The organism is Pseudovibrio ascidiaceicola (assembly GCF_900114245.1).
Lineage (GTDB): Bacteria > Pseudomonadota > Alphaproteobacteria > Rhizobiales > Stappiaceae > Pseudovibrio > Pseudovibrio ascidiaceicola.
Window position 1 is genome coordinate 1 of sequence record NZ_FOSK01000026.1, and the last position, 20,017, is coordinate 20,017.

At 48.2% G+C, this 20,017-nt stretch carries 18 protein-coding genes and 3 tRNA genes; 16 read left to right on the forward strand and 5 right to left on the reverse strand.

Annotation, left to right across the window (positions count from 1 at the left end; translation table 11 throughout):
• Positions 1 to 18: 18 nt before the first annotated feature.
• Positions 19 to 840, reverse strand: coding sequence for a prephenate dehydrogenase/arogenate dehydrogenase family protein (locus tag BM231_RS26240; RefSeq protein WP_280142364.1), 822 nt, complete (start codon positions 838 to 840; stop codon positions 19 to 21).
• A gap of 603 nt (positions 841 to 1,443) precedes the next feature.
• Here BM231_RS26240 and BM231_RS26245 point away from each other — a divergent pair.
• Positions 1,444 to 1,974 (forward strand): hypothetical protein, encoded by a 531-nt coding sequence (locus tag BM231_RS26245; RefSeq protein WP_093523251.1) that lies wholly within the window; start codon positions 1,444 to 1,446, stop codon positions 1,972 to 1,974.
• A gap of 176 nt (positions 1,975 to 2,150) precedes the next feature.
• Here the strand turns inward: BM231_RS26245 and BM231_RS26250 are convergent, their stop codons facing one another.
• Complete coding sequence (locus BM231_RS26250) at positions 2,151 to 2,996, reverse strand: AraC family transcriptional regulator (protein ID WP_093524303.1); 846 nt, start codon at positions 2,994 to 2,996, stop codon at positions 2,151 to 2,153.
• Positions 2,997 to 3,233: 237 nt separating this feature from the next.
• Here BM231_RS26250 and BM231_RS26255 point away from each other — a divergent pair, with 237 nt between their 5' ends.
• From BM231_RS26255 to BM231_RS26290, 8 genes are all read left to right on the forward strand, one after another.
• Entirely contained in the window at positions 3,234 to 4,364 is a 1,131-nt protein-coding gene (locus BM231_RS26255; RefSeq protein WP_093524305.1) for a hypothetical protein, read from the forward strand.
• A 48-nt stretch (positions 4,365 to 4,412) separates the two neighbouring features.
• Positions 4,413 to 5,561: a hypothetical protein gene (locus BM231_RS26260; protein ID WP_139226414.1), complete on the forward strand. Its 1,149-nt coding sequence runs from the start codon at positions 4,413 to 4,415 to the stop codon at positions 5,559 to 5,561.
• 184 nt (positions 5,562 to 5,745) lie between these two features.
• Entirely contained in the window at positions 5,746 to 6,462 is a 717-nt protein-coding gene (locus BM231_RS26265; RefSeq protein ID WP_093524309.1) for an N-acyl homoserine lactonase family protein, read from the forward strand.
• Positions 6,463 to 6,709: 247 nt separating this feature from the next.
• Positions 6,710 to 7,492, forward strand: a complete 783-nt coding sequence (locus BM231_RS26270) for a hypothetical protein (protein WP_093524311.1) — start codon at positions 6,710 to 6,712, stop codon at positions 7,490 to 7,492.
• Positions 7,493 to 7,598: 106 nt separating this feature from the next.
• Positions 7,599 to 7,823, forward strand: a complete 225-nt coding sequence (locus tag BM231_RS27500; RefSeq protein WP_280142379.1) for a helix-turn-helix transcriptional regulator — start codon at positions 7,599 to 7,601, stop codon at positions 7,821 to 7,823.
• Positions 7,820 to 8,143 (forward strand): hypothetical protein, encoded by a 324-nt coding sequence (locus BM231_RS26280; protein WP_093524313.1) that lies wholly within the window; start codon positions 7,820 to 7,822, stop codon positions 8,141 to 8,143. Before BM231_RS27500 ends, BM231_RS26280 begins: the two co-directional genes overlap by 4 nt.
• On the forward strand, positions 8,136 to 10,250 hold the full coding sequence (locus tag BM231_RS26285; RefSeq protein WP_093524315.1) for an ATP-binding protein: 2,115 nt from the start codon (positions 8,136 to 8,138) through the stop codon (positions 10,248 to 10,250). The genes BM231_RS26280 and BM231_RS26285 overlap by 8 nt, the downstream gene beginning before the upstream one ends.
• A 459-nt stretch (positions 10,251 to 10,709) precedes the next feature.
• Positions 10,710 to 10,973 carry a hypothetical protein gene (locus tag BM231_RS26290; RefSeq protein WP_093524317.1) on the forward strand — a complete coding sequence of 88 codons (264 nt, stop codon included), beginning with the start codon at positions 10,710 to 10,712 and terminating at the stop codon, positions 10,971 to 10,973.
• A 180-nt stretch (positions 10,974 to 11,153) separates the two neighbouring features.
• Here the strand turns inward: BM231_RS26290 and BM231_RS26295 are convergent, their stop codons facing one another.
• Together BM231_RS26295 and BM231_RS26300 are read right to left on the reverse strand one after the other, a co-directional pair.
• The gene (locus tag BM231_RS26295; RefSeq protein WP_093524319.1) at positions 11,154 to 13,154 is read right to left on the reverse strand and encodes a DUF262 domain-containing protein; all 2,001 of its coding nucleotides are present in this window, start codon (positions 13,152 to 13,154) and stop codon (positions 11,154 to 11,156) included.
• A 388-nt stretch (positions 13,155 to 13,542) separates the two neighbouring features.
• Positions 13,543 to 13,618, reverse strand: a tRNA-Thr gene (locus BM231_RS26300).
• 604 nt (positions 13,619 to 14,222) lie between these two features.
• On the opposite strand from BM231_RS26300, the gene BM231_RS26305 reads away from it, so the two are divergent.
• The 4 genes from BM231_RS26305 (at position 14,223) to BM231_RS26320 (ending at position 17,307) form a co-directional block, all read left to right on the forward strand.
• Positions 14,223 to 14,891, forward strand: coding sequence for a response regulator transcription factor (locus tag BM231_RS26305; protein WP_093524321.1), 669 nt, complete (start codon positions 14,223 to 14,225; stop codon positions 14,889 to 14,891).
• A 95-nt stretch (positions 14,892 to 14,986) separates the two neighbouring features.
• Positions 14,987 to 15,922, forward strand: coding sequence for a sensor histidine kinase (locus BM231_RS26310; protein ID WP_159438004.1), 936 nt, complete (start codon positions 14,987 to 14,989; stop codon positions 15,920 to 15,922).
• Between the two features lie 217 nt (positions 15,923 to 16,139).
• Positions 16,140 to 16,631, forward strand: coding sequence for a plastocyanin/azurin family copper-binding protein (locus tag BM231_RS26315; protein ID WP_093524325.1), 492 nt, complete (start codon positions 16,140 to 16,142; stop codon positions 16,629 to 16,631).
• A gap of 166 nt (positions 16,632 to 16,797) precedes the next feature.
• Positions 16,798 to 17,307 (forward strand): hypothetical protein, encoded by a 510-nt coding sequence (locus BM231_RS26320; protein WP_139226415.1) that lies wholly within the window; start codon positions 16,798 to 16,800, stop codon positions 17,305 to 17,307.
• Positions 17,308 to 17,483: 176 nt separating this feature from the next.
• Here the strand turns inward: BM231_RS26320 and BM231_RS26325 are convergent, their stop codons facing one another.
• On the reverse strand, positions 17,484 to 18,362 hold the full coding sequence (locus tag BM231_RS26325; RefSeq protein WP_093524329.1) for a TrmH family RNA methyltransferase: 879 nt from the start codon (positions 18,360 to 18,362) through the stop codon (positions 17,484 to 17,486).
• A gap of 422 nt (positions 18,363 to 18,784) precedes the next feature.
• On the opposite strand from BM231_RS26325, the gene BM231_RS26330 reads away from it, so the two are divergent.
• The 3 genes from BM231_RS26330 to tuf form a co-directional block, all read left to right on the forward strand.
• Positions 18,785 to 18,869: transfer RNA gene (locus BM231_RS26330), tRNA-Tyr, on the forward strand.
• 19 nt (positions 18,870 to 18,888) lie between these two features.
• A tRNA-Gly gene (locus BM231_RS26335) sits at positions 18,889 to 18,962 on the forward strand.
• Between the two features lie 105 nt (positions 18,963 to 19,067).
• Positions 19,068 to 20,017 (forward strand): elongation factor Tu (gene tuf / locus BM231_RS26340; RefSeq protein ID WP_093524331.1); only part of this gene is annotated, 950 nt, incomplete at its 3' end.

Sequence of the window (20,017 nt, forward strand, 5' to 3'; positions counted from 1 at the left end):
ACCTTGGATACCGCTACATCAATGTCCACTTTCGTTATTTGGCGACGCCCTCAATGCTGCTTCCAGCTCTTCACTCAAACTTGCGGCCAAATCGAAAAACCGTCGCCGCACGGTCTCGGCGTAGGGATTGGCCTTCTCAATTGCTTCGAATACTTCTGGTGCATCATGCTGAACCATAGAAATCGCTTCAGATAACAAGTCAAAGCTCTTCGTTGTCATGCGCGTTGGCAGCGGTCCCATTCTCAATAGCACTTTAGCGATGAGGTGCGTGAGCCCTTGGACAACTGCTGCTTCTTGGTCGTGATCTTCTGGTGTCGTCACGATGACAGTCAGTCCCAGAATCTTGCGTAAAAACGCAACTAGCCTCGCATGTCGTTTTCCCTGAATGGGGCAGACAGCAATTTTTAGACCCTTTATACCTGTCGTGGCACTCTGAGGACCGAACAAGGGGTGAGACGCCACGATGTCTACATTGTCTGGTAGCAACCAGCGCATAATTTCCGACGGAACCACTTTGACTGAGCCAACATCGATAACTAGCGCGCCAGGTTTACAAGCAACCGCGATCTCGCTGACAACTTGCTCAAATGAGGACACTGGTGCTGCAATAAGGATTACATCAGCCTGCGATACTGAGTGCAATGATGTTAGATGCACTCCGAGTTGCTTTGCGAGCTTGGCAACGTCCGGGGACGGATCGTAGGCCATTATTTCAAAGTATTGAGCAAGATGTAGAGCTGCGAGTTGTCCGAATGCGCCAAGCCCCACGATGCCTAGCGACGTATTTTGATTTTTACTGATGTTATTCATTTGTCGACCTTTGAATTTGCCGCCCGGCACAAGGTCGATTGTAGGTTGACCGCTGTCAGGGGCAGCGGAAAACCGATGATAAATTACCCGCAGCTATCGAAGCTGAGGATAATAATCCTGCGATGCGAAGAACGATTTCACCATGGCGTCAACGATAAAGCACCCAAGAGAGCAGAGTCAACGAGGTGGTTTCAGAGCCGCCGTCGGCTGTGGCGCAGCAGTCTGGAGGTATGGGCTCTAATGATCCTGCTCGCAGGTATCTATGTATGCAAGAAAGTTCGCCAGAGAAAAAGCGAAGTGTCACTCGATACGACTGCCTCAACCTGCGATAGAGTTGCCTAAATGTCCGGTGTTGGCCCGCTTAGTAGTCAAGTCTCCGCAATCGTCAACGCTACCAGCTTATAAGCGGATCAGGCGTAATAGCAGCCGATGCAGTCATTTTCATGGTTTAAGAACGCAGTTTTTCAAAGTCTGCAAATGATATCGGAGAGGCGGAAAACATCTAATGTGAGGGCTGAGACAGGCACTCACAGAATTAGCAATTGCAGCTGCAAGATTTTAGCGCCATTGTTTCAAGCAAATTGGAAGTACATGTTTGTCACCGATACCGGTTACTAAAAGAGAGTTTGTATTGTGAAGTTACTTTTGCTGCCAGTTTTGATTGCTTTTGCGTGCCTTCTGGCCGGCATATATGGTGTCATTCACAATCAGGTATCCTATGCTGTTTCGCCAGGGTATTTTCATGAATTCAAGTTCATCCGGTTCGGCATTGATCCTACTCATCACAACAGGGTTGGAGCGAGTATTGTAGGATTCATGGCTAGTTGGTGGATGGGAGTTTTGATCGGCCTGCCAATCTACTTGGGGGCGCTATTCGTTAAGGGAACGCGAACATTTGCATACACCTTTCTCAATGCAGCTTCTATTGTTGTCACCGTTACAGTGATTTTGGGAATTGCGGCTCTCATCACAAGTTTCTTCACCCTAGGCCCGGATACATTGCCACCTTGGATGAATAACCGAGAGGTAACCAACCCCTTGGCGTTCGCCCGCGCCGGAACAATGCATAACTTTAGCTATATTGGTGGGCTCGTTGGTTTGGTCTTTGGACTTGGCTATGCAATCTGGCAAGCTTGGCAGTCCCGAAAGATGCCTGTCCTATGACGTTTCATTGTGTGAAGATGATATGAATGCCAGTGTCCAAGTTCACTGCGAGCAATAAAAGTTGATACCTCGCTCACGAAGGTGACTTTGGGGGTGCGGTTTGCCTAAACTGGTCTCAACCCATGATGGAACCGCCCGAATGGCAGCTTCTGGCCCGCATCAACAGTCTGGATACCTCAACAATGAGTATCAGCGACTTCATTCATTTGCCTGATAAAGCTGGAAACTCGCGTCATGTCTCCTTCAAGGAAACGCGAGGGGGCACTTAGCACAAACTCCTGTACAGCTCTTGTGAAGTGTGCCTGATCGTAAAAACCTGCCTCTGCTGCAAGCTGTGATAGAGGAAGTTTTTCTTGAGAAAGTACAACTGATACAAAATAATTAAACTGAGTTGCACGGCAGAAATATTTGGGTGGCACTCCTACAATTTTCTTGAATCGGCTTAGAAAAGTTCTTTCAGCAGCACCAACCCTCTTAGTTAGCTCCTTCAGTTTAACATCTCCGCGGGCTTCTTCGATGATGCTTACTGCCTCAGAAATGAAAATGGGAGCGCAAATAGCTTTGAGGGCTTGCTGTTTCAAGACACTTTCAAAGCACTGCAGGTAACCTTCTGCGCTCTCTACTCCTGCAAGTCTAGATTCTAGTTCTCTTGCAAACTCTGGAGCAAGGTCACTTGCTAAAACTGTTTTATTGATGAGTTCATCACCCCAAATACCAAACAGCTCATAAAGCCCAGTTGCCGTGAACTCCACAAGGATGTGACCAATGTGTCCATTCCAACGAACATTGGCATTCGTCTTATATAATTGGCCGCTAAAATGAGTAACCGGAGGGGACAGCTGCGGGACGACGATATCTCCAACGCATACAGTCCCGATCCCTTTCCATATATGCCCAAGCAAAGGATATCCCGTGGGTGGGGATTGAATGGTGAGTTCGTCAATCTGCTGATCAGCAATATGAAAACCTCTGATGTAGCGTGTTAAATCGTGAGGTGGAGGAAATTTAAAGTAAACGCTCATCTTGTGTGCTCCTCCGTCTGCCGTTTTTTACAAGACGCCTCATTTAGGCAGCGATAAAAAGTTCATAAGCGCGAGAGCTTATTGATCTTCTTACATGCTCTCATCGCTCGAAGGTTAACCACCTGAACGCCTACGATAACCGCAGAGTTTTCTAGGTAATACAACTTCTGACTTTTGCATCAGTCATCTACCCACTAGCCGCTACAAAAGATCAACTCATAAATTTTGAGGTGATAGATGAAACACGTCATGTCACTTTTTGCTTTAGCGATGTTGTTTTCCTCTCCGGTGCAACATGCAACTGCGCAAGACAAAGTGAAAATTCGCTCTTGTTCACCAGAATTGAAAAGTAAGATTATAGATGCATTCCAAGAGTTTAAGTTTATTGCACGAAGAAAGAAGAATGAGCTTATCACCTGTATGGATAAAGCTTATCTTGTAGAGCATGGCAGGCAATCTCCCAGCAAAATTGTTGGATACTTGGACCGTGCCAAAATCACCAAAATCAAGTGCAGGAACCTTTCTGGAAGCACAAACGCTAGCGCACATCGGGTTTACGCAAAACGCGGTGTATTTGAAATGGATCGCGATTTCATCCGTGATAACTCGCCGCGCCGTATTGCCAGCGTGATGGCGCATGAAACGATGCATAACAATGGTCTAAATCACCGCGCAAATGACTTCGGATCCATCTACTACAAAAACACTGTCCCAGAGCAGATTGAAGCTTGTTACTTGACGGGCAAACCAAACCCATGGCCAGGGCCTGGAAAAGATAAATATGTAGCAAAGGACATGGTCGGTTTCGCACTTGATGGCGAAAACAATTACAACTTTGCTTGGAGTAAAGACGGTACAGTCACAGCAGGCTCATCGGCTCGCATCCATAACTATCGGCATCCATACAAATACAATCTAGCGCCAGGTTATCAGCCATCAGATGTTGTCGGTATGGCACTTGATGGTGAAAACAATATGGTTTTCGCCTGGTATCGGGATGGCTATGTCAGTGCCGGAAGCAGTAATGATCTGGACAGCAAACGTTCGAAATACAGATACTCTCTACCGAGCGGCTACGAACCTAGTGATATCGTTGGCATGGCAATGGACGGTGAGAATAACTGGAGTTTTGTCTGGTATAAAAATGGTTACGTCAGTGCGGGAAGTAGCGACGATTTAGACAAGCACCGCAAACCATACAAATACACTCTGGCTCCTGGTTACACACCTGCTGATGTTGCTGGCATGGGCGTTGATGGTGAAAACAACCTGAATTTTGTCTGGTACAAAGATGGATTTGTCAGTGCTGGAACCAGCGATGATCTAGATAAGCATCGCCCTCCAAAGCGGGTGATTACCGGGCGCTGAACCTTTCATTTTAGCTAATCAAAGTATCTTAGGAGACTGGAGGTTTCTATGAGCAGACTACTCGCATTGGCCCTGTCGATTTTCCTCTTCATGGGCTTTTCGATGAGCCAAGCAGCCAAACTCGAACTCATAAAGGAGTTCGACTACGGAACCGTTAAAGGTATGGCACTAACGAGTTACAACTATCACCTCTCAGAGGGCTATGTGGTCGCTGTGTTAGATGAAAGTAACAACCTGCGTATCATCACATGGAAAAGTAGTGAGACAACGCCATTAGGCACCAGCAGTATTCGTGACACTGAAACCGCTACCCGCTTAGCGATCGCAAAATTGACAGGTCGCAACTTTGTTACACCCATAAGAGACAGTGACGGGAACCTGCAGATAATCCTCTGGGCGATCTCAGGGAATGGGATGAACATCAATCGCGTTTCCCATTTAACTGGTCCGGAGATTACCGAAGTCACAGCAACGGAAGCAAATGGCGCAGCACTCATTGCTGCCCGGCGCCCGAATGGTCAGGCATTTGCCGTTATGGCGTTCCTGGAAGACAATGCGCTCACTTTGTCAGATGAAGTCAATTTCAATAATGCAAGTAATCTTGCCCTCTCAAAAGGAGTAACAAATATACTTGCCAGAAGAAACAAAGATGGCAACTTACGTCTGACGCAAGTTCTGCATAGTGGTGCATTTTCACCGTATAGCGGAGCATCAGATGGTGGGCACGAAATTCAGGACGTGGACGTGACTGCGATTAGTGATGTGGTGATGGGGCATTGGGTGACCATTTCTACAAATGATGCCATTTCCAAACTCATTGAATGGCGCAAAACGAGCGCTGCAATTTATGGTGAGTTCAAACGGAATGCAGAACAAGAAATCTATCCAGATATTGGCTCGACAACACAAGCAGTAGTCAACTCTATAGCTACAGGTAAACTTGTAACAGGACAAATTGGTGCATACAGCAACTGTGAAGACCCAATTTATAGTCCCCACTTCTGTGCTTGGGTTAGTATTTGGGACCTAAAAGATGATAGTTTTCAGCTACTAAGAAACCAGTCGGTTATTGGCGAGTTCACGCAGATTGAAACCACAGAGATTTCCAAAGTATCTACTTTTGATAGTCGATTTGTTATTGCCTTTGTTGAAACTGATGGGAACCTGAAAATTACAGTCTGGGGTGTAGACGGTTAGCCTGTCGATATCTATCCTAAACTCACCAGATGAGCGCAGGTATGACTATAATCTTGGAGCAAGTATCAGTTTTGTCTGCGTTCATTACAAACTTCTAAAGCTTTATAAGTTTCTCAAAATCTATTATAAAAGCTGCTCGTTCGCTGGTTGATTAGCGGTGCAGTCTTCAGAACGGATCTGACCCATGCGCCTCTACTTACTTCCATTGGCTACAATGCAGCCCGGCAACATACCCGTCCCTGGTTACGTCATCCAAACAGATGATAACATCAATATTCTCATCGACACGGGTTGGCCTCGTTCCTTTATTGACAACCCACAAAATCCACCTGGCCTCATAGTCGAAATGTCAGCGGAGGATTCTATCGTCTCCCGTCTTTCATCAATTGGGCTTTCTCCCTTGGATATTCACTACCTTGTTTGCTCACATCTGGATGATGACCATTCCGGCAACCACGATCTTTTCACCAGCGCAGAGTTAATCATTCAACGTGAACATTACGCTCTCGCTAAGAGTGGGCATCCTCGTTTTGCTGCAAATAGAGGTGTGTGGGGTGGTGCATCACTTAACTACCGTGTCATTAACGGTGACATGGAGTTGGTACCAGGTGTCGAGCTATTAGAGACGAGTGGTCACGTTCCCGGTCATCAGTCATTGCTTGTCCGCCTACCTAGAACTGGACCGGTTCTATTGGCCGTTGATGCTGTGATGCACAGTTCAATGGCAGATGCTGCAACACGCGAAATGTATATCACTGATATGGATGACGAACTACGCATACGGGCCAGTACACAGAAAATCTGTGATGTTGCAAATCGAGAAAATGCGACTCTTGTCATATACGGGCATGATAGCGAGCAGTGGTCAACTCTGCACCATGCTCCAGCCTACTACGATTAAGTTCAGTGATTGATTTCAACGTCTATTTTGAACTTAGAATTAGGTCTCGCTAAGGTATTCAGAGTACCTTCCATGTAGATACCATCAACCCTTGATAGAAACACTCTAATGTCCGCTTATGGCCCGCTTTCCGAAAGTAGACTCCCTCTCGTTTTATTCGTTGCTAAACGAAAATTTTTCAGCAGTGTCACTCCCCAATACGCGTTAGCCTGCAGAGGTGTCCGTCATTGTTGGGTTAGGAGATCTGATGGGGGAGATTGTAGGGTTTGATCTGGAGCTTGTAGAAGGACTTTTCTTCAAAGACGCTTTCGGCAGGTTGCTTTTTGATCGAGAGGAAGTGAGTGAAGCAATCTATGATGCAAGCGTGGTTGCGTCAGTTTACGATTGGTCGCTCGAAGGCATTTGTTCTTATTTTTCCTATCTCTCGCCTAGCTGTTGGCCTGTAACTTCTGATCTTCGAACTTTAACTCAACACCACAAGAAAACAGTTCTTCCCGAGTGGCTAGATGATCATGGATTGATGGAAATCCTTGAGAGCGGCAAGGCTCCCAAGAGAGCAGAAGAAAAGCTGGCAACTCAGCTGATTTTTGAAACGTATTTGGCTTTGATATCTGCACTGCAGCGTGGTGAGCTCATAGTGAAAGGCCGCGACAGAGCCTTAGCGGATGCCCACGTGGTTCCTGCCTCTTACTGGCATTCTGAATTTTCTTATGTCTCATGGCGGAGAAATGAACTCTTACGTATTGATGGTGATCTGCGGCAGGTGCTGGCCGAAGACTTGACGATATTTGTGGCTCAAAGCAGTAAGACAAAACGCGGCTCTAAATATGATAATAAAGGCCGTTTTGTTGAGGCTGAAGTTATCCGTTTTCTGGAGGCGCTCGAGGACCAGCCACGGTCAAAGAAGGCGCATGTAAGGGAGGACGTATTGCAGCGTTTTCCGGGAGTAAGTGGGCGTCAGTTTGATCGCCTGTGGGGTGATTATGCGCCGCAGTCGTTTAAACAAGCAGGCCGTATTCCTTCAAAATAATCAGGAACATAAATTAAAACACCCGCACTGATTAATCGTGTCGCCTATTTCTGTCGGTGGAATCCAACCAGCATTTCTTCATCGCAAATGAGCGGAGATGATGGTTATGAGGACGGAACTGAACAGCATTGAGAACGCTTTGATTACAGAGGCGGCGGCAGCGGATTATCTTGGAATTTCTATAAGGACCATACAGGCGTGGCGGATGCGTGGCGGCGGGCCAATTTTCGTGAAGCTGGGAAAATCTGTAAGGTATAGACCTTCTGATATTCAGGCCTGGATTGAAGCGCATCTTGCAAGCTCCACGAGTGAAGTGGAGGCAAGGTCATGAGACAGCGCTATAAGCCACGGCCTCGCATTGATTTCCAGCGCATAGCTAGAGCTGCTTTACTGCATGGTGATATGATCTGCAGGCAGTGGCTCCCCGGTGGGCGACTTTGTGGTTGCGAGTATACCGTGAAGAACCCGCGCCGAATGGATCAGCGGGCTGGTTCCTTCAAGATCAATATAGCTTCAGGCTTGTGGTGTGACTTTGCAACCGGTGAAGGTGGACGGGATTTTATCAGTCTCGGGGCTTATTTGTTTTCGCTCTCGCAGAAGCAAGCTGCATGCAATCTGGCTGATATGATTGGAGTGGATGCTTATGAGTGATCCATTTGCTCCAATCAAAACAAACCAAGCAACCAAGTCCAATCGAACGCAGCCCCAAAAAGTGATTGTTATACCAGTGCCAGATGAGGCACCGGAACCACCTGCTTTCCATCCTAAGTTAGGCGTGCCTTCACAGCGCTGGACGTATCGGGATGCAGCGGATGAGGTGCTTGGATATGTCTGCCGGTTTGATATCGATGGAGAGGGCAAGAGCTATCGTCCGCTGTGTTTGTTCCAAGTTGGAGAGCAACTAAAATGGCGATGGGAGACATGGCCGCAACTGAGGCCTCTGTATGGTTTGGATCTTTTGACGAAAGCTCCAGATGCGCCCATTGTTATTGTTGAGGGGGAGAAAACAGCAGATGCAGCAAGGCAGTTGTTGCTGAGACATGTTTGTATCAGCCCTCCTGGAGGATCGAATGCAGCTAAGAAAGCGGACTGGTCGGCGCTTAAAGGGTGCGATGCCTTTATCTGGCCTGATGCGGATGAGGCAGGGCTGAAGTTTGCGGATGATGTTGCCGTTTGTCTGGAGAAGGTTGGAGTTGCATCTGTAACGGTTCTTGTGCCACCGGATGATGTTTCCAAAGGTTGGGATGCAGCTGACGCTTTGGCTGATGGATGGACATCAGAACAAGCAGAAGCCTTCGTATCGTCTTCTCAGAGAGAGGGCGCACAGGAACCTGAAGCTAAGCCGAGCACTCGTGGTGTGAGTTTGCTTTCAGTCGCGCAAGATTTGGAGCTTTGGCATTCTCCGCAAAAGAATGCCTTTGCCACTGTGCTGGTGAATGGTCACAATGAACATTGGCCGGTTGAGAGCCAAAGTTTCAAGCGTTGGCTGGTGGGGAGATATTATGAAAAGACCGGGCTTGCACCTTCAACGCAGAACTTAGGTGATGCCTTGCGGGTATTTGAGGTACGGGCGTTGGAGCAGGGCGCTTGCTATACCCCCTTTATGCGTACTGGCTGGCAGGATGGGGAAAGCTGGCTCGATCTGGCAGATGAGAGCTGGAGAGCAGTCTGTATCACCCGTGACGGTTGGGAGGTGATCAGCAATCCTCCTGTCAAGTTCATTCGCAAGCAGACCATGTCGCCATTGCCCGTGCCGGGAAAAGGACACCAGATTGAGGAGATGCACCATCTTATCAATGCGGAGGAAGAGGACTGCAAGCTTATTCTTGGTTGGATGGTGGCGTCCTTGTGGGGGCGTAGTCGTAGCTATCCGGTTTTAGCACTTGGTGGAGAGCAAGGCAGTGGCAAGAGCACGATGGCGCGGCTGTTGCGTTCCATCACAGATCCCTGTGCGGTTTCTGCATCCTCTCTTCCCAAGGATGAGCGTGATCTTATGGTGATGGCGCAAAACGGGCATGTGCTCAACTTTGATAATGTCTCGAAAATGGAAGGCTGGCTCTCTGATGCGATTTGCCGGATGGCGACAGGGAGTGGGTTTATCTCTCGCAAACTGCATACGGATGGCGATGCCTATTGGTTTCAAGGGGCGCGACCAGTGCTGCTTAATGGCATTCCGGCGCTGACTGAGCGGGCTGATCTGGCAGAGCGGGCGCTTTCTGTTCGTCTCAAGCGGATTGATGAGGTGGGCCGTCAACCAGAAGAGTTGTTCTGGCAAGAATGGGAGCAGCTCAAACCGCGTATGCTTGGCGCTTTGCTGGATGCATTGAGCGGAGCAATCCGCAATATTGAGAATGTTCGTCTGGATCGCCATCCACGTATGGCGGACTTTGCGCGGTTGATGGTGGCTGCGTCTTCTGGCCTTGGCTGGGAAGAGGGTGAGTTTCTGGAAGCTTATGAAAGCAACCGGAGTGGTACAGCAGAGGCCGTGTTTGAAGGTGATCCGGTTGCGGTGGCTCTCCATGAGTTTCTCATGGTGCGTCAAGGCGGTGAGAGCTGGGTGGGTACGGCGACTGAGCTGTTGGCTAACCTCAATATGATTGTGAGTGACCAGATCAGATCTTCACGGTTCTGGCCGACAAAGGTGAATGCGTTTGGCAGTGCGGTGGATCGGGCTGCGCCGTTGCTGAGGCCGAAGCGGATTCAGGTAACCAAGAAAGCGACAGGTTCAAGGCGGCTGATTTATCTGGATGTGATCTAGGCTCTTCCTCTTTTGGTCATCGCGGGTCCTTCCCAGGCCTTTAGCTGCCTACGGGTAGTTCGAGACCACGGCGCAAGCGGCTATGTGGTTTTCGCGAGGGCTTAGTGTTGATGTTCTTGTTGTTGTTCTCCCTTTTTAACCCCGCTAATCCTATGGGTTTGTGGAGGAATTCAGTTTCCTTGCATTGACACCTTGTGCCAATCATCGCATGGTCATCTTGAGGCGTCAGAACCTCATGTACGAGCGGTCACCGCAACCGTTAATTCGCGGCTTTTTTGTGTCTGGAGTTGGTTCTCCAAACGCAAACTCTCGCTTATGGGCGGGAGGGCGGTGAATACAATACCCTTTGCGGGGGAATAAACCCGCCTGCCTCGTACAGGTTCTGAACCTCCCGCTCGCCAGTGGGCCATCAGAAGCCTTCTGTTGAGTGGTGTTCTAACTACTTACGAGGGTTTTTAGATGACTGATACTGGTAAAGAGAAATGTGCCCATACGTCCCTTCGCAATGAAGTGGACCAGCTTAGTCTAGCAACCAACCACCTCAAAAATCTAGTTTATTCCATGAGTGTGGTTCTGAGTGAACGCATGGAGCACACACAGGAATATGAAGCGTTGCTGACGCTGTTTGATACTGTGCGCAATCACATTGAAGATGTGCAGGGTAGTAGCGAGAAAATCTCCGAGCTGCTCGAACCTTGCGCGCTGGAAGTCTCCAACAACTAAAAATACGGAATGAAGAGAGGCTTTGCCTCTCACGGAATATTCTGGCTTGGGAAGCGTGATGCTTCTCAGGCCATTTTTAGTTGGGGTGTAAGCAGGGATCGATCATTTGTTGTAAGTGTCCAACTTTAAACATGCAAATGATCGATCAACTTGCTTACCATTTGGCCAGTTTGTCAAATATTACGGCTGTGCGTCTACTGTCTCTAATTGTGGATATGGCCAAAGGGAGCGTGCAGTTTCAAATAACTTCTTACCGCGCTCTTCTATCTGTTCTTCGCTCCAGATTTCTTCGTTCGCGATCTCGCGGTTTAACACGAGTAGCGAATGTTCGTTCAAAGCTTCGCGTTTTTTTATGAAAGGCCCATTGCTCATGCTGCTATTAAGGGGGGTAGTAAGTAGCGTTAGGTTACCGAAAGTGTTCAGAAGGCGCTTACGTCGCACTATCTGACCAATGCGGGTCTCGTTTTCATCGGTTGCAAATATCGCTTGGAAAATTTCCTCATTGGTCGATATTTCGCCATCAGAAAGCGGCCAATGTTCTTGCCATTGAGAAGGTAGTATGTGTTCGACCGAGAGGTGAGGGCTGAGTTGATCGGTTTCGTGAAATTTCTGACGTTTTGTGCGCTCTATAGATTCAAGAACTGCCTTCACACGTAGTGGCGTAAGTCTTGTCGCATACATTTGAGCAGAAATCCAAGCGCTCTCAAATTCCGTGTCGGTGGGCATCCTTGCGCTGTCGGAGGTTTGCGCTATCAGAAAGCTGGCAAGATTTTCCTTTGAGAAGCCTTTAGTGTCCAGGCACCGTAATACTGAAAGGAAGAACTTGTTATAGTTCTTTGTTGTCAGTCCGCAGATTGCGCGCCTTACGATGAAATTCAACAGGATTGAAAGACATTCCGCCTTGTGTCTCTCCTCCATTTCGGAAGACCAAAGCCGCAGCACTAGTGGGTAAACTGTTGTCACTTCCCAAGGATGTAGAAGGTTAGCAAAGTGCCCAAGCGGATTGTTATCATCATGTTCCAGTAATTTTCTATAGAGCATTCCGTATGCGCTTAGATCTTGTAGTTCTGCTTCAACGGTTGGATACCCATCATTAGGATTACTATCCTGAATCTTTATGAATGCCTTATACTCGCTGAATAGCTTCGAGAGAGTAACTTCTCCGGCTACCTTTCCTGCGATGAAGTTCGCAAGAAAAAACTCGATCCTAGCTTTTTTGTAGCGTCCTTGCTTCTCTAAGGCGCTCCAGAATGGGTCTTCAAAGTCCTTCCAGTATTTGTCAAATAGCTTCTCGGCTTTCTCTTGCCTTGCATCAGCGCGTTGGAAAATATTATTACGAACGAGATCTGCTGCAAGCAACGGCTCGCCTCTTTCGTTGAGCGTTTCAAAGATAACTTGTGCGTCGTCACCTTCTTCCAAAGTGATTTCTACTACCTTGAACTCTTCGATTAATGCTTCCCAAAGTGCGTCGAGACGTAGCTCCATTGAGGTGCGATCACAGACGTTTTCCTCGGAAGACGTGGATGCATTGTCATCGTCTTCATCAATTTCGATGGATTCTGCAAAGTCATCTTCGAGGTCATCGCTTTCCACTGCATGTTTAATGCGTTCGAAGAAATACCCATATGCTCCTAGTAGTTTAGGAACTGTGCTGTATTCGTAGATCTTGTCGCGCCCTTTGTAAAAATGATCTTGGTATTTCTTACGCAGCTCGGGCCGTCCAATGAGTATTATGTCTTGAAAGAGATTTCGGTCATATTCCGTTGGCCAGACTTTAAATTTTTCCACATCAGCATCTTCCATGAGGTGTTGTTTCTCATTGAAAAGATAACCTTCGATCAAACCAACCGTATCTTCGAATCCAGCCTGTCTCGCGTAATCCCTTGCAGCAGCTAAGTAGAGTTGAAAAGTTGTCATTCGCTGCTGTCCGTCTACGACTTGAAAAGAAGTGACTTGCCGTGACGAGACTGAACCGCGAGCTTCCAATACAACCGCGCCCATGAAATGTGAAAATCGACGGTCACGACCATTTAGGCGTTCTATAGCTTTTGTCCGAATATCGTTCCAGAAGGGCTCCCACTGTTTATCTCGTGCCCAAACGTAGTGACGCTGATAGATCGGGACACAAAAGCGTTGACGATTTTCAAGTAATTGGCGGACGGTGACTGGGCCTGCTTTCACGATAATTCCTTTCTAAAATATGGATGAAGAATAATGGTCGCATTTGAGCTTTCAATAGCTAATAAGCGGAATGCATCAATAGAACTAAAAATTATAGGATGCGCTTGATGAACACCGTGCGGCTAACAGGTGTAATGCTGACAGCTAACGACGGCACTCTGTCAGCTACAATTTCACTAAACCTCACGGAAAGCCTTGCTGCTGACAGCTAGTGACAGCATTCACAGCTTTTCCAGTATTAAGTTGAAAGGGAATTGGGAGGGGTAGGAGGGGCGAAATCCTGCTTACCAAAACGCCCATTTGCTTACCATATGCTGACAAAAGCCAGAAAAGCAAAAAGCCCCCCGGAGGAGGCTTTGAAATTTCCTTGATAAATCAAGGAGAAGAGTGGTGCCGGCAGCAGGGATCGAACCCGCGACCCCCTGATTACAAGTCAGGTGCTCTACCATCTGAGCTATACCGGCGTCGTCTTCGTTGGAGGGGTATTTACGGGCGCTGGCGGGGTTTGTAAATCCCAAAAATGCAAAAATTTGGAAGAATTCACAGGGGAGAGAATTTTTTCGGCTATTTAGGGCTCAAAATGGCCGATTGGACGTTTCTTTTCCACACGCATAGGGCTCAGCCTATTGATATTGATAGAAAAAATCTTGGTTTACGCGTTTGCGTTGTTTTGTGCGTTTGTTTGAGAGGTATTTGAATTTTTGGAGTTCCTATGTAGTTGCAGCTGGGAAGTGCGGGTTGTTTCAGTCGGATCTGGCTGTATCGGCTTCGATGAGAGCTGGGCTGCTTTATTCCCCTTTTGAGCGATATCTGAATGAGGGGAGTAAAGCCGACGGATTTGGTTGATGTTGGTATTTGCAAGGTATGTGATCCGTGCCAGTCTTCTTAGGAGACAGCAGTTGAGTGAGGGCGTTCATTAGGAATTCCTATGTGTGTGTCCTGCCTACCGTGGGGAACGAGTGAGGCCTCAAAACAGAGTGAGAGAGTTTATAGGGCTTAACTTTGGCTTAAGCTTGGGGTGTACCATGCGCATATGTTTGTAAGTTTCTTGGTCAGCAAGAGAGTTGAATGCGGATTTTAGTAGTGGAAGATGAAAGACGTATCGCTCAGCAAATTGAAAAGGCCTTGGTGGCCGCTGCGTTTTCAGTAGATCAGTGCGGATGTGTTGAAGATGCGCGAATGCTCATGAAGTCTGAGATGTTTGACGCATTAATTGCTGATCGAATGTTGCCGGATGGAGATGCGATTGAGATTGTTTCGTCCCTTCGGGAGGAAGGCAACGATCTGCCAATTCTTATGCTGACCGCCCGTGATGCAATTGAAGATCGCATTGATGGGTTGGAGGCTGGCGCAGATGATTATCTGATCAAGCCGTTTGCGATGTCTGAGCTTGTTGCAAGAATGCGAGCTTTGTTGCGCCGACCAGGATCCGTGTTTGGCAAAACAGAAACTGTCGGCAGTCTTTCTTACAACTTTAAATCTCGAACAGCCACGGTCAACGCGGTGGCCTTGCCCTTGCCAAGGCATGAACTGCTGGTTCTTGAGAGCTTGATTAGCAACCGTGGGCACGTTGTGACCAAAGACGATCTCTTGAACAAAGTCTATGGGCTGGAGATTCCAGAGTCGAACACGATACCGGTTCATGTTCACAATCTTCGGCGCAAGTTCAAGCAACTGAGCGCAGGGTTGGAGATTCATACCTATCGTGGGCTGGGCTACATGTTGGACAGCTTATGAGTAAGCTTCAGTCTCTTGAGAACAAGCTTGTCGTTCGAATCTCAGTCATTCTTATCGGTTCGTTTTCTGTGATCCTCGGATGGCTCTGGGTTCATTTGTTTATTTTGCATGAGCCATTGCAAACCAGCAGCCATCAACAAGCCTTTATGGAGCTGTTTTCGAATGTTGGCTGGGTCGTTCCGGTCATGATGCTTGCAACAATTTTTGTGACTGCACATACGTTAAGGCGCAGTTTGAAACCTCTTCGGCATCTTTCACGTCTTACGGCTCAGATTAAACCGAAATCTCTTCACCAGCGACTTCCTGTGAGAGATTTGCCTTCCGAAGTAGCCCCGATGGTGAAGGCGATAAACGCCATGCTTTCTGGCATAGAAGATGGTTTTACAACGCAGCGCCACTTCACCGAAAATGTTGCGCATGAGCTGAGGACGCCGTTGCAGGTGTTGGGTGCTGGTTTGGAGGACTTGCAGCAAACGCCTCAAGTGATTGCTCTAAGGGGCGATCTCGACAAAATGGCTCGTTCCGTGGATCAGATTCTGGCAATTTCTCGATTGGAAACGCGATCTGAAGAGCAGGAAAAAGTTACTGATCTAAATGCTGTAGCTGTCACGGTACTTTCCTACATTGCACCCTTGGCGACGAAAAAGAATGTCAGGCTCTCCTTGGAAAAGGAGGCAGGACCCCTTTGGGTGCAGGGGGACAGTGCACTTATTGGAGATCTGCTGCGTAATCTCGTTGAAAACGCTCTTGCGGTGTGTCCGCCAAACGCTGGTATTTGCGTTCGAATTAACCCCACAGGAACACTTGATGTGATTGACGAGGGGCCTGGTATTCCATCTTGCTATAGAGACAAAATTTTTCAGCGCTTTTGGCGACTGCCAGATAGCAAAGTGCAGGGAACTGGTCTGGGGCTGGCAATTGTCAAAGATATAGCAATGCGCTGCCGGGCAGGAATATCCATCCATGATAATCCGGGTGGAGGGAGTGTTTTCCGTGTTGTTTTTGCTTCTGCCACGGCCTTAACCTCCTGAATTGATGGTTTTTAACTCTGTCATTTCGCTGCTTTAAGAGTGGAAGACTGAGCGATAATCATAAAATTTCATCCAAGGGCGACCGTGTCGGTTGCGGTGCTCCTGAATGAAGGGTTTCAGCGGTCGCGTACGCCTGCGAAACCGGAACGCTCCTAAAACTGCGTTAAAACAAGGGTTTTATGGGTTGCCGGGACTCTTGAGCAAATTCAGGAGTTAGATGGCGGTGAAAACCGTTGCCCCATATAAAATCAAAATACATGAGACAACTTTCATGAAAAAAAGAAGTACGCTCGTTTTAATGCCGGCGCTCGTTTCCTTTTTGCTCTCAGTAACGGGTTCTAACGCAGGTGTAATCCATACAATCAAAATGGATCGGGATTTCTTCAGTCCTGCCTATTTGGAAGCGCAAGTCGGCGATACCGTGCGGTTTGTGAATGTCAGAGGAACTCACAACACCGTCTCAATTTCCGGGATGATACCTGCTGGTGTGTCGCCTTGGCGAAGCAGGCTAAAGGCGACCTATGACCTTACGCTGACGAAGGAAGGTGTTTATGGATATAAATGTCTTCCACATTTCGGCAAGGGAATGGTGGGGCTGATTGCTGTCGGCAAGCAATATAACAATTTACCGCAAGCAAAAAGCACCAAGTTGCCAGCCAAAGCAGCAGCGGTTTTTCAAAAGCTACTTCGCAGAGTTCCACAAAACTGAACGCTTAAATCTGCCTTAAAGTAAGGTGGGTAGTCAGTGTTCAAGCAAGTGAGGTCGGTGTAAATACTGATCGTTTTTTTACTTTTCTTGCGAAGACAACGCTGGATGAGGTGCCAACTCATCATTCAGTGGTTTCTGCCAATTTTAGCACTCCCCCGAGGTCCATATGAATCGAGTATCTGCGCTTTGCATCCCTATTTTGAGCCTGACATTGCTTTTGACAGGCACTGTGTATTCTTCAAGCTATCTGGCGCACGCAGAAAAGGCTCCTGATTGGAGAGTAACAGGAACTCCAGAAGAGCAATTGGAAGCATTGGTGAAAATTACGCCGGGCACATCACACTGGATGCCAGAAATTGCCTACCGCTTCCAAACTATGTACTGGGCAGGCAAGCAAGATAAATGGGAGTTTGCAGAGTATCAAATCGAAGCCATGGAAAAAATGATGGATCGAGTTGCTACGGCACGCACCAAACGAGCCGCTTCCATCAATATATTTCGTGAGAACGTTTTTGGAGATTTGGACGAGGCGGTTAAAACTCAGAACTTTGAAGTTTTTGAAGAGGCTGTTGCGATTATGAGCTCAGAGTGTATGGCGTGCCATACCCGAGAGGGTTTTTCCTACATCACAGTACCCGCTGTTCCTACAAAGCCAGATAGCATCGTTCTTGATTGAAATATGCACTAGGTCTGAGTTGCTGAAGACTTTTTGGTGAAACATTAAAATGTCAGTCCCTGATAAAAATCAGAGGCTGACATTTTGCGTTAATCGCGAGTAGCAACTTTGGCTGTGTTTTGCTTTGGTAGCTGAACTTCCATCCGGAGACAGGTCCAGCGCCCAGAGGCTGTCGGTTAGGACAGCCCCATTTTCATGCGTGCGACGTAGAGGGATAGGATCGCGGCGTTGGAGACGTTTAGGGATTTGATCTCGCCTGGCATGTCGAGGCGGGCGAGGGTGTCGCAGTTTTTGCGGACGCCTTCACGTACACCTTTGCCCTCGGAGCCGAGGACCAGTAGGGTCTTATCTGTGAAAGTTGTATTTTCGACGGAGTTCGGGCCTTCGCTGTCCAGTGCGATTGCCTGATAGCCTTTGTCTCTCATTTCATCGACAAAGCGAGACATGTTTGGGACACGGACGTGTTTGATCATATCCAGAGCGCCGCTTGCTGTTTTAGCAAGGACCGGACCTTCTTCAGGTGCGTGACGGCGGGTGGTGACAACAGCGTCAGCACTCAAGGCGACAGCGGAACGTAGGATAGCGCCGACATTGTGCGGATCGGTAACCTGATCGAGCGCCAGAACAAGCTGACCGTCTTTGAGTTCTTCCGGGCCATACTCAGGAAGGGCATCCACCAGCAGTGCGGCGCCCTGATGGACGGCATCTTTACCAACCAGCTTGTCGATATCGCGAGGGCTGGCCTCTTCAACCGGTACGTCAATCTTCAGATTGCGCTCTTCCAGCCGCCGTAATGCATTTTGCGTTATGAGGAGCTTGTGGCGAGTGCGTTCCGGATTTCTAAAGGCGGCTTCAATGGTGTGAAGTCCATATATATAGAAGGGGCCGTCTTCAGCTGCTGATCTCTTCAGCCAAGGTTTGCCCTTTGAAAAGCCACCAGATGGTTTTCCATCGGACCGGCTTTTCTTATGGGGGCGATCATTGCCTCGCTCTGGGCTTTGCTCAGGGCTCCAGCGGTTACCGCCTGCGCTTTTTTGTTTTTTAAAGTTGCTCATGGCCTCTCGATACTCCGGCGAAGTTTTCGCTTCAAGGGAATAAAGGGGGGAGACTAAACATTCCTTTTTTGCTGCTTATATAAAAAGAGCAAGTCCAGCGAATTTGAGAGGGTGTTCATGTGTGTGATCTTTTCATTTTCCCAAAAAAAGAATTTGCACCAAAATTGCCGGGTTTGGTGTGAAGAGCTGTGATTTAGCAAGGTCATACGTAGATTCCGTCGGTTAGTTCTCTGACAAAAAAGGGGGAAAACTAACTGCCTTGTTGATTTTGCACAGGCACATGCAAAAGAGGCGTTGACAGATGGCGTTCTCAGCGGCATAAACCGCGCCACAGGACGCGGCGCAACTGCTTAGCGGTTAAGCGGCGTGTTTGGCAAAACGAGTTTCAAAAAGTTCTCTTTTAGAGAATTTTGGTCGATCTCGGAGGAGTGCCCGAGTGGCTAAAGGGGGCGGACTGTAAATCCGCTGGCTATGCCTACGTTGGTTCGAATCCAACCTCCTCCACCATCGACTTGAAATTGGTAATGCGGGTGTAGCTCAATGGTAGAGCAGCAGCCTTCCAAGCTGAATACGAGGGTTCGATTCCCTTCACCCGCTCCAATCTCTTCTCGCTTTTGCTAAAGGTGTCCTCACAGAATCCTTGAGGTCTTTTATTGGCTTCAAGCCTTGATCGACGGAACTACGATTAAATAGAGAGCTACGCCCATGGCGAAGGAAAAATTTGAACGTAATAAGCCGCACGTCAACATCGGCACAATCGGCCACGTTGATCACGGCAAAACTACGTTGACTGCTGCAATCACCAAACAGTTTGGTGACTTTAAAGCATATGACGAAATCGACGGTGCTCCTGAAGAGCGCGCACGTGGTATCACTATCTCCACAGCGCACGTTGAATATGAAACTGACGCTCGTCACTACGCACACGTTGACTGTCCAGGTCACGCTGATTATGTGAAAAACATGATCACTGGTGCTGCTCAGATGGACGGCGCGATCCTCGTTGTTAACGCTGCGGACGGCCCAATGCCTCAGACTCGTGAGCACATCCTGCTCGCTCGTCAGGTTGGTGTGCCTGCGCTGGTTGTCTTCATGAACAAGGTTGACCAGGTTGACGATGAAGAGCTTCTCGAGCTCGTAGAAATGGAAGTTCGTGAACTTCTGTCTTCCTACGAATTCCCAGGCGACGATATTCCAATCATCGCTGGTTCTGCTCTTGCAGCTCTGGAAGATCGCGACGCAAACATCGGTTCCGAGAAAATCGCTGAACTGATGGCTGCTGTTGACGAGTACATCCCAACTCCTGACCGTCCACGCGATCTGCCATTCCTGATGCCGATCGAAGACGTGTTCTCTATCTCTGGCCGTGGTACTGTTGTAACCGGTCGTGTAGAGCGTGGCATCGTTCACGTTGGTGACGAAGTTGAGATCGTCGGCGTTAAAGACACATCTAAGACCACTGTTACTGGTGTTGAAATGTTCCGCAAGCTGCTCGATCAGGGTGAAGCTGGCGATAACATCGGTGCATTGATCCGTGGTGTTGGTCGTGAAGACGTTGAGCGTGGCCAGGTTCTTTGTAAGCCAGGTTCCGTTACTCCTCACACTAAGTTCAAGGCTGAGGCATACATCCTCACCAAGGAAGAGGGTGGACGTCA

Excerpts from the sequence above, each read along its gene's own strand:
- BM231_RS26250 (WP_093524303.1), bottom strand. The coding sequence starts at position 2,996 with ATGAGCGTTTACTTTAAATTTCCTCCACCTCACGATTTAACACGCTAC.
- BM231_RS26255 (WP_093524305.1), top strand. The coding sequence starts at position 3,234 with ATGAAACACGTCATGTCACTTTTTGCTTTAGCGATGTTGTTTTCCTCT.
- BM231_RS26260 (WP_139226414.1), top strand. The coding sequence starts at position 4,413 with ATGAGCAGACTACTCGCATTGGCCCTGTCGATTTTCCTCTTCATGGGC.
- BM231_RS26265 (WP_093524309.1), top strand. The coding sequence starts at position 5,746 with ATGCGCCTCTACTTACTTCCATTGGCTACAATGCAGCCCGGCAACATA.
- BM231_RS26270 (WP_093524311.1), top strand. The coding sequence starts at position 6,710 with ATGGGGGAGATTGTAGGGTTTGATCTGGAGCTTGTAGAAGGACTTTTC.
- BM231_RS27500 (WP_280142379.1), top strand. The coding sequence starts at position 7,599 with ATGAGGACGGAACTGAACAGCATTGAGAACGCTTTGATTACAGAGGCG.
- BM231_RS26280 (WP_093524313.1), top strand. The coding sequence starts at position 7,820 with ATGAGACAGCGCTATAAGCCACGGCCTCGCATTGATTTCCAGCGCATA.
- BM231_RS26285 (WP_093524315.1), top strand. The coding sequence starts at position 8,136 with ATGAGTGATCCATTTGCTCCAATCAAAACAAACCAAGCAACCAAGTCC.
- BM231_RS26290 (WP_093524317.1), top strand. The coding sequence starts at position 10,710 with ATGACTGATACTGGTAAAGAGAAATGTGCCCATACGTCCCTTCGCAAT.
- BM231_RS26305 (WP_093524321.1), top strand. The coding sequence starts at position 14,223 with ATGCGGATTTTAGTAGTGGAAGATGAAAGACGTATCGCTCAGCAAATT.
- BM231_RS26315 (WP_093524325.1), top strand. The coding sequence starts at position 16,140 with ATGGCGGTGAAAACCGTTGCCCCATATAAAATCAAAATACATGAGACA.
- BM231_RS26320 (WP_139226415.1), top strand. The coding sequence starts at position 16,798 with ATGAATCGAGTATCTGCGCTTTGCATCCCTATTTTGAGCCTGACATTG.
- BM231_RS26325 (WP_093524329.1), bottom strand. The coding sequence starts at position 18,362 with ATGAGCAACTTTAAAAAACAAAAAAGCGCAGGCGGTAACCGCTGGAGC.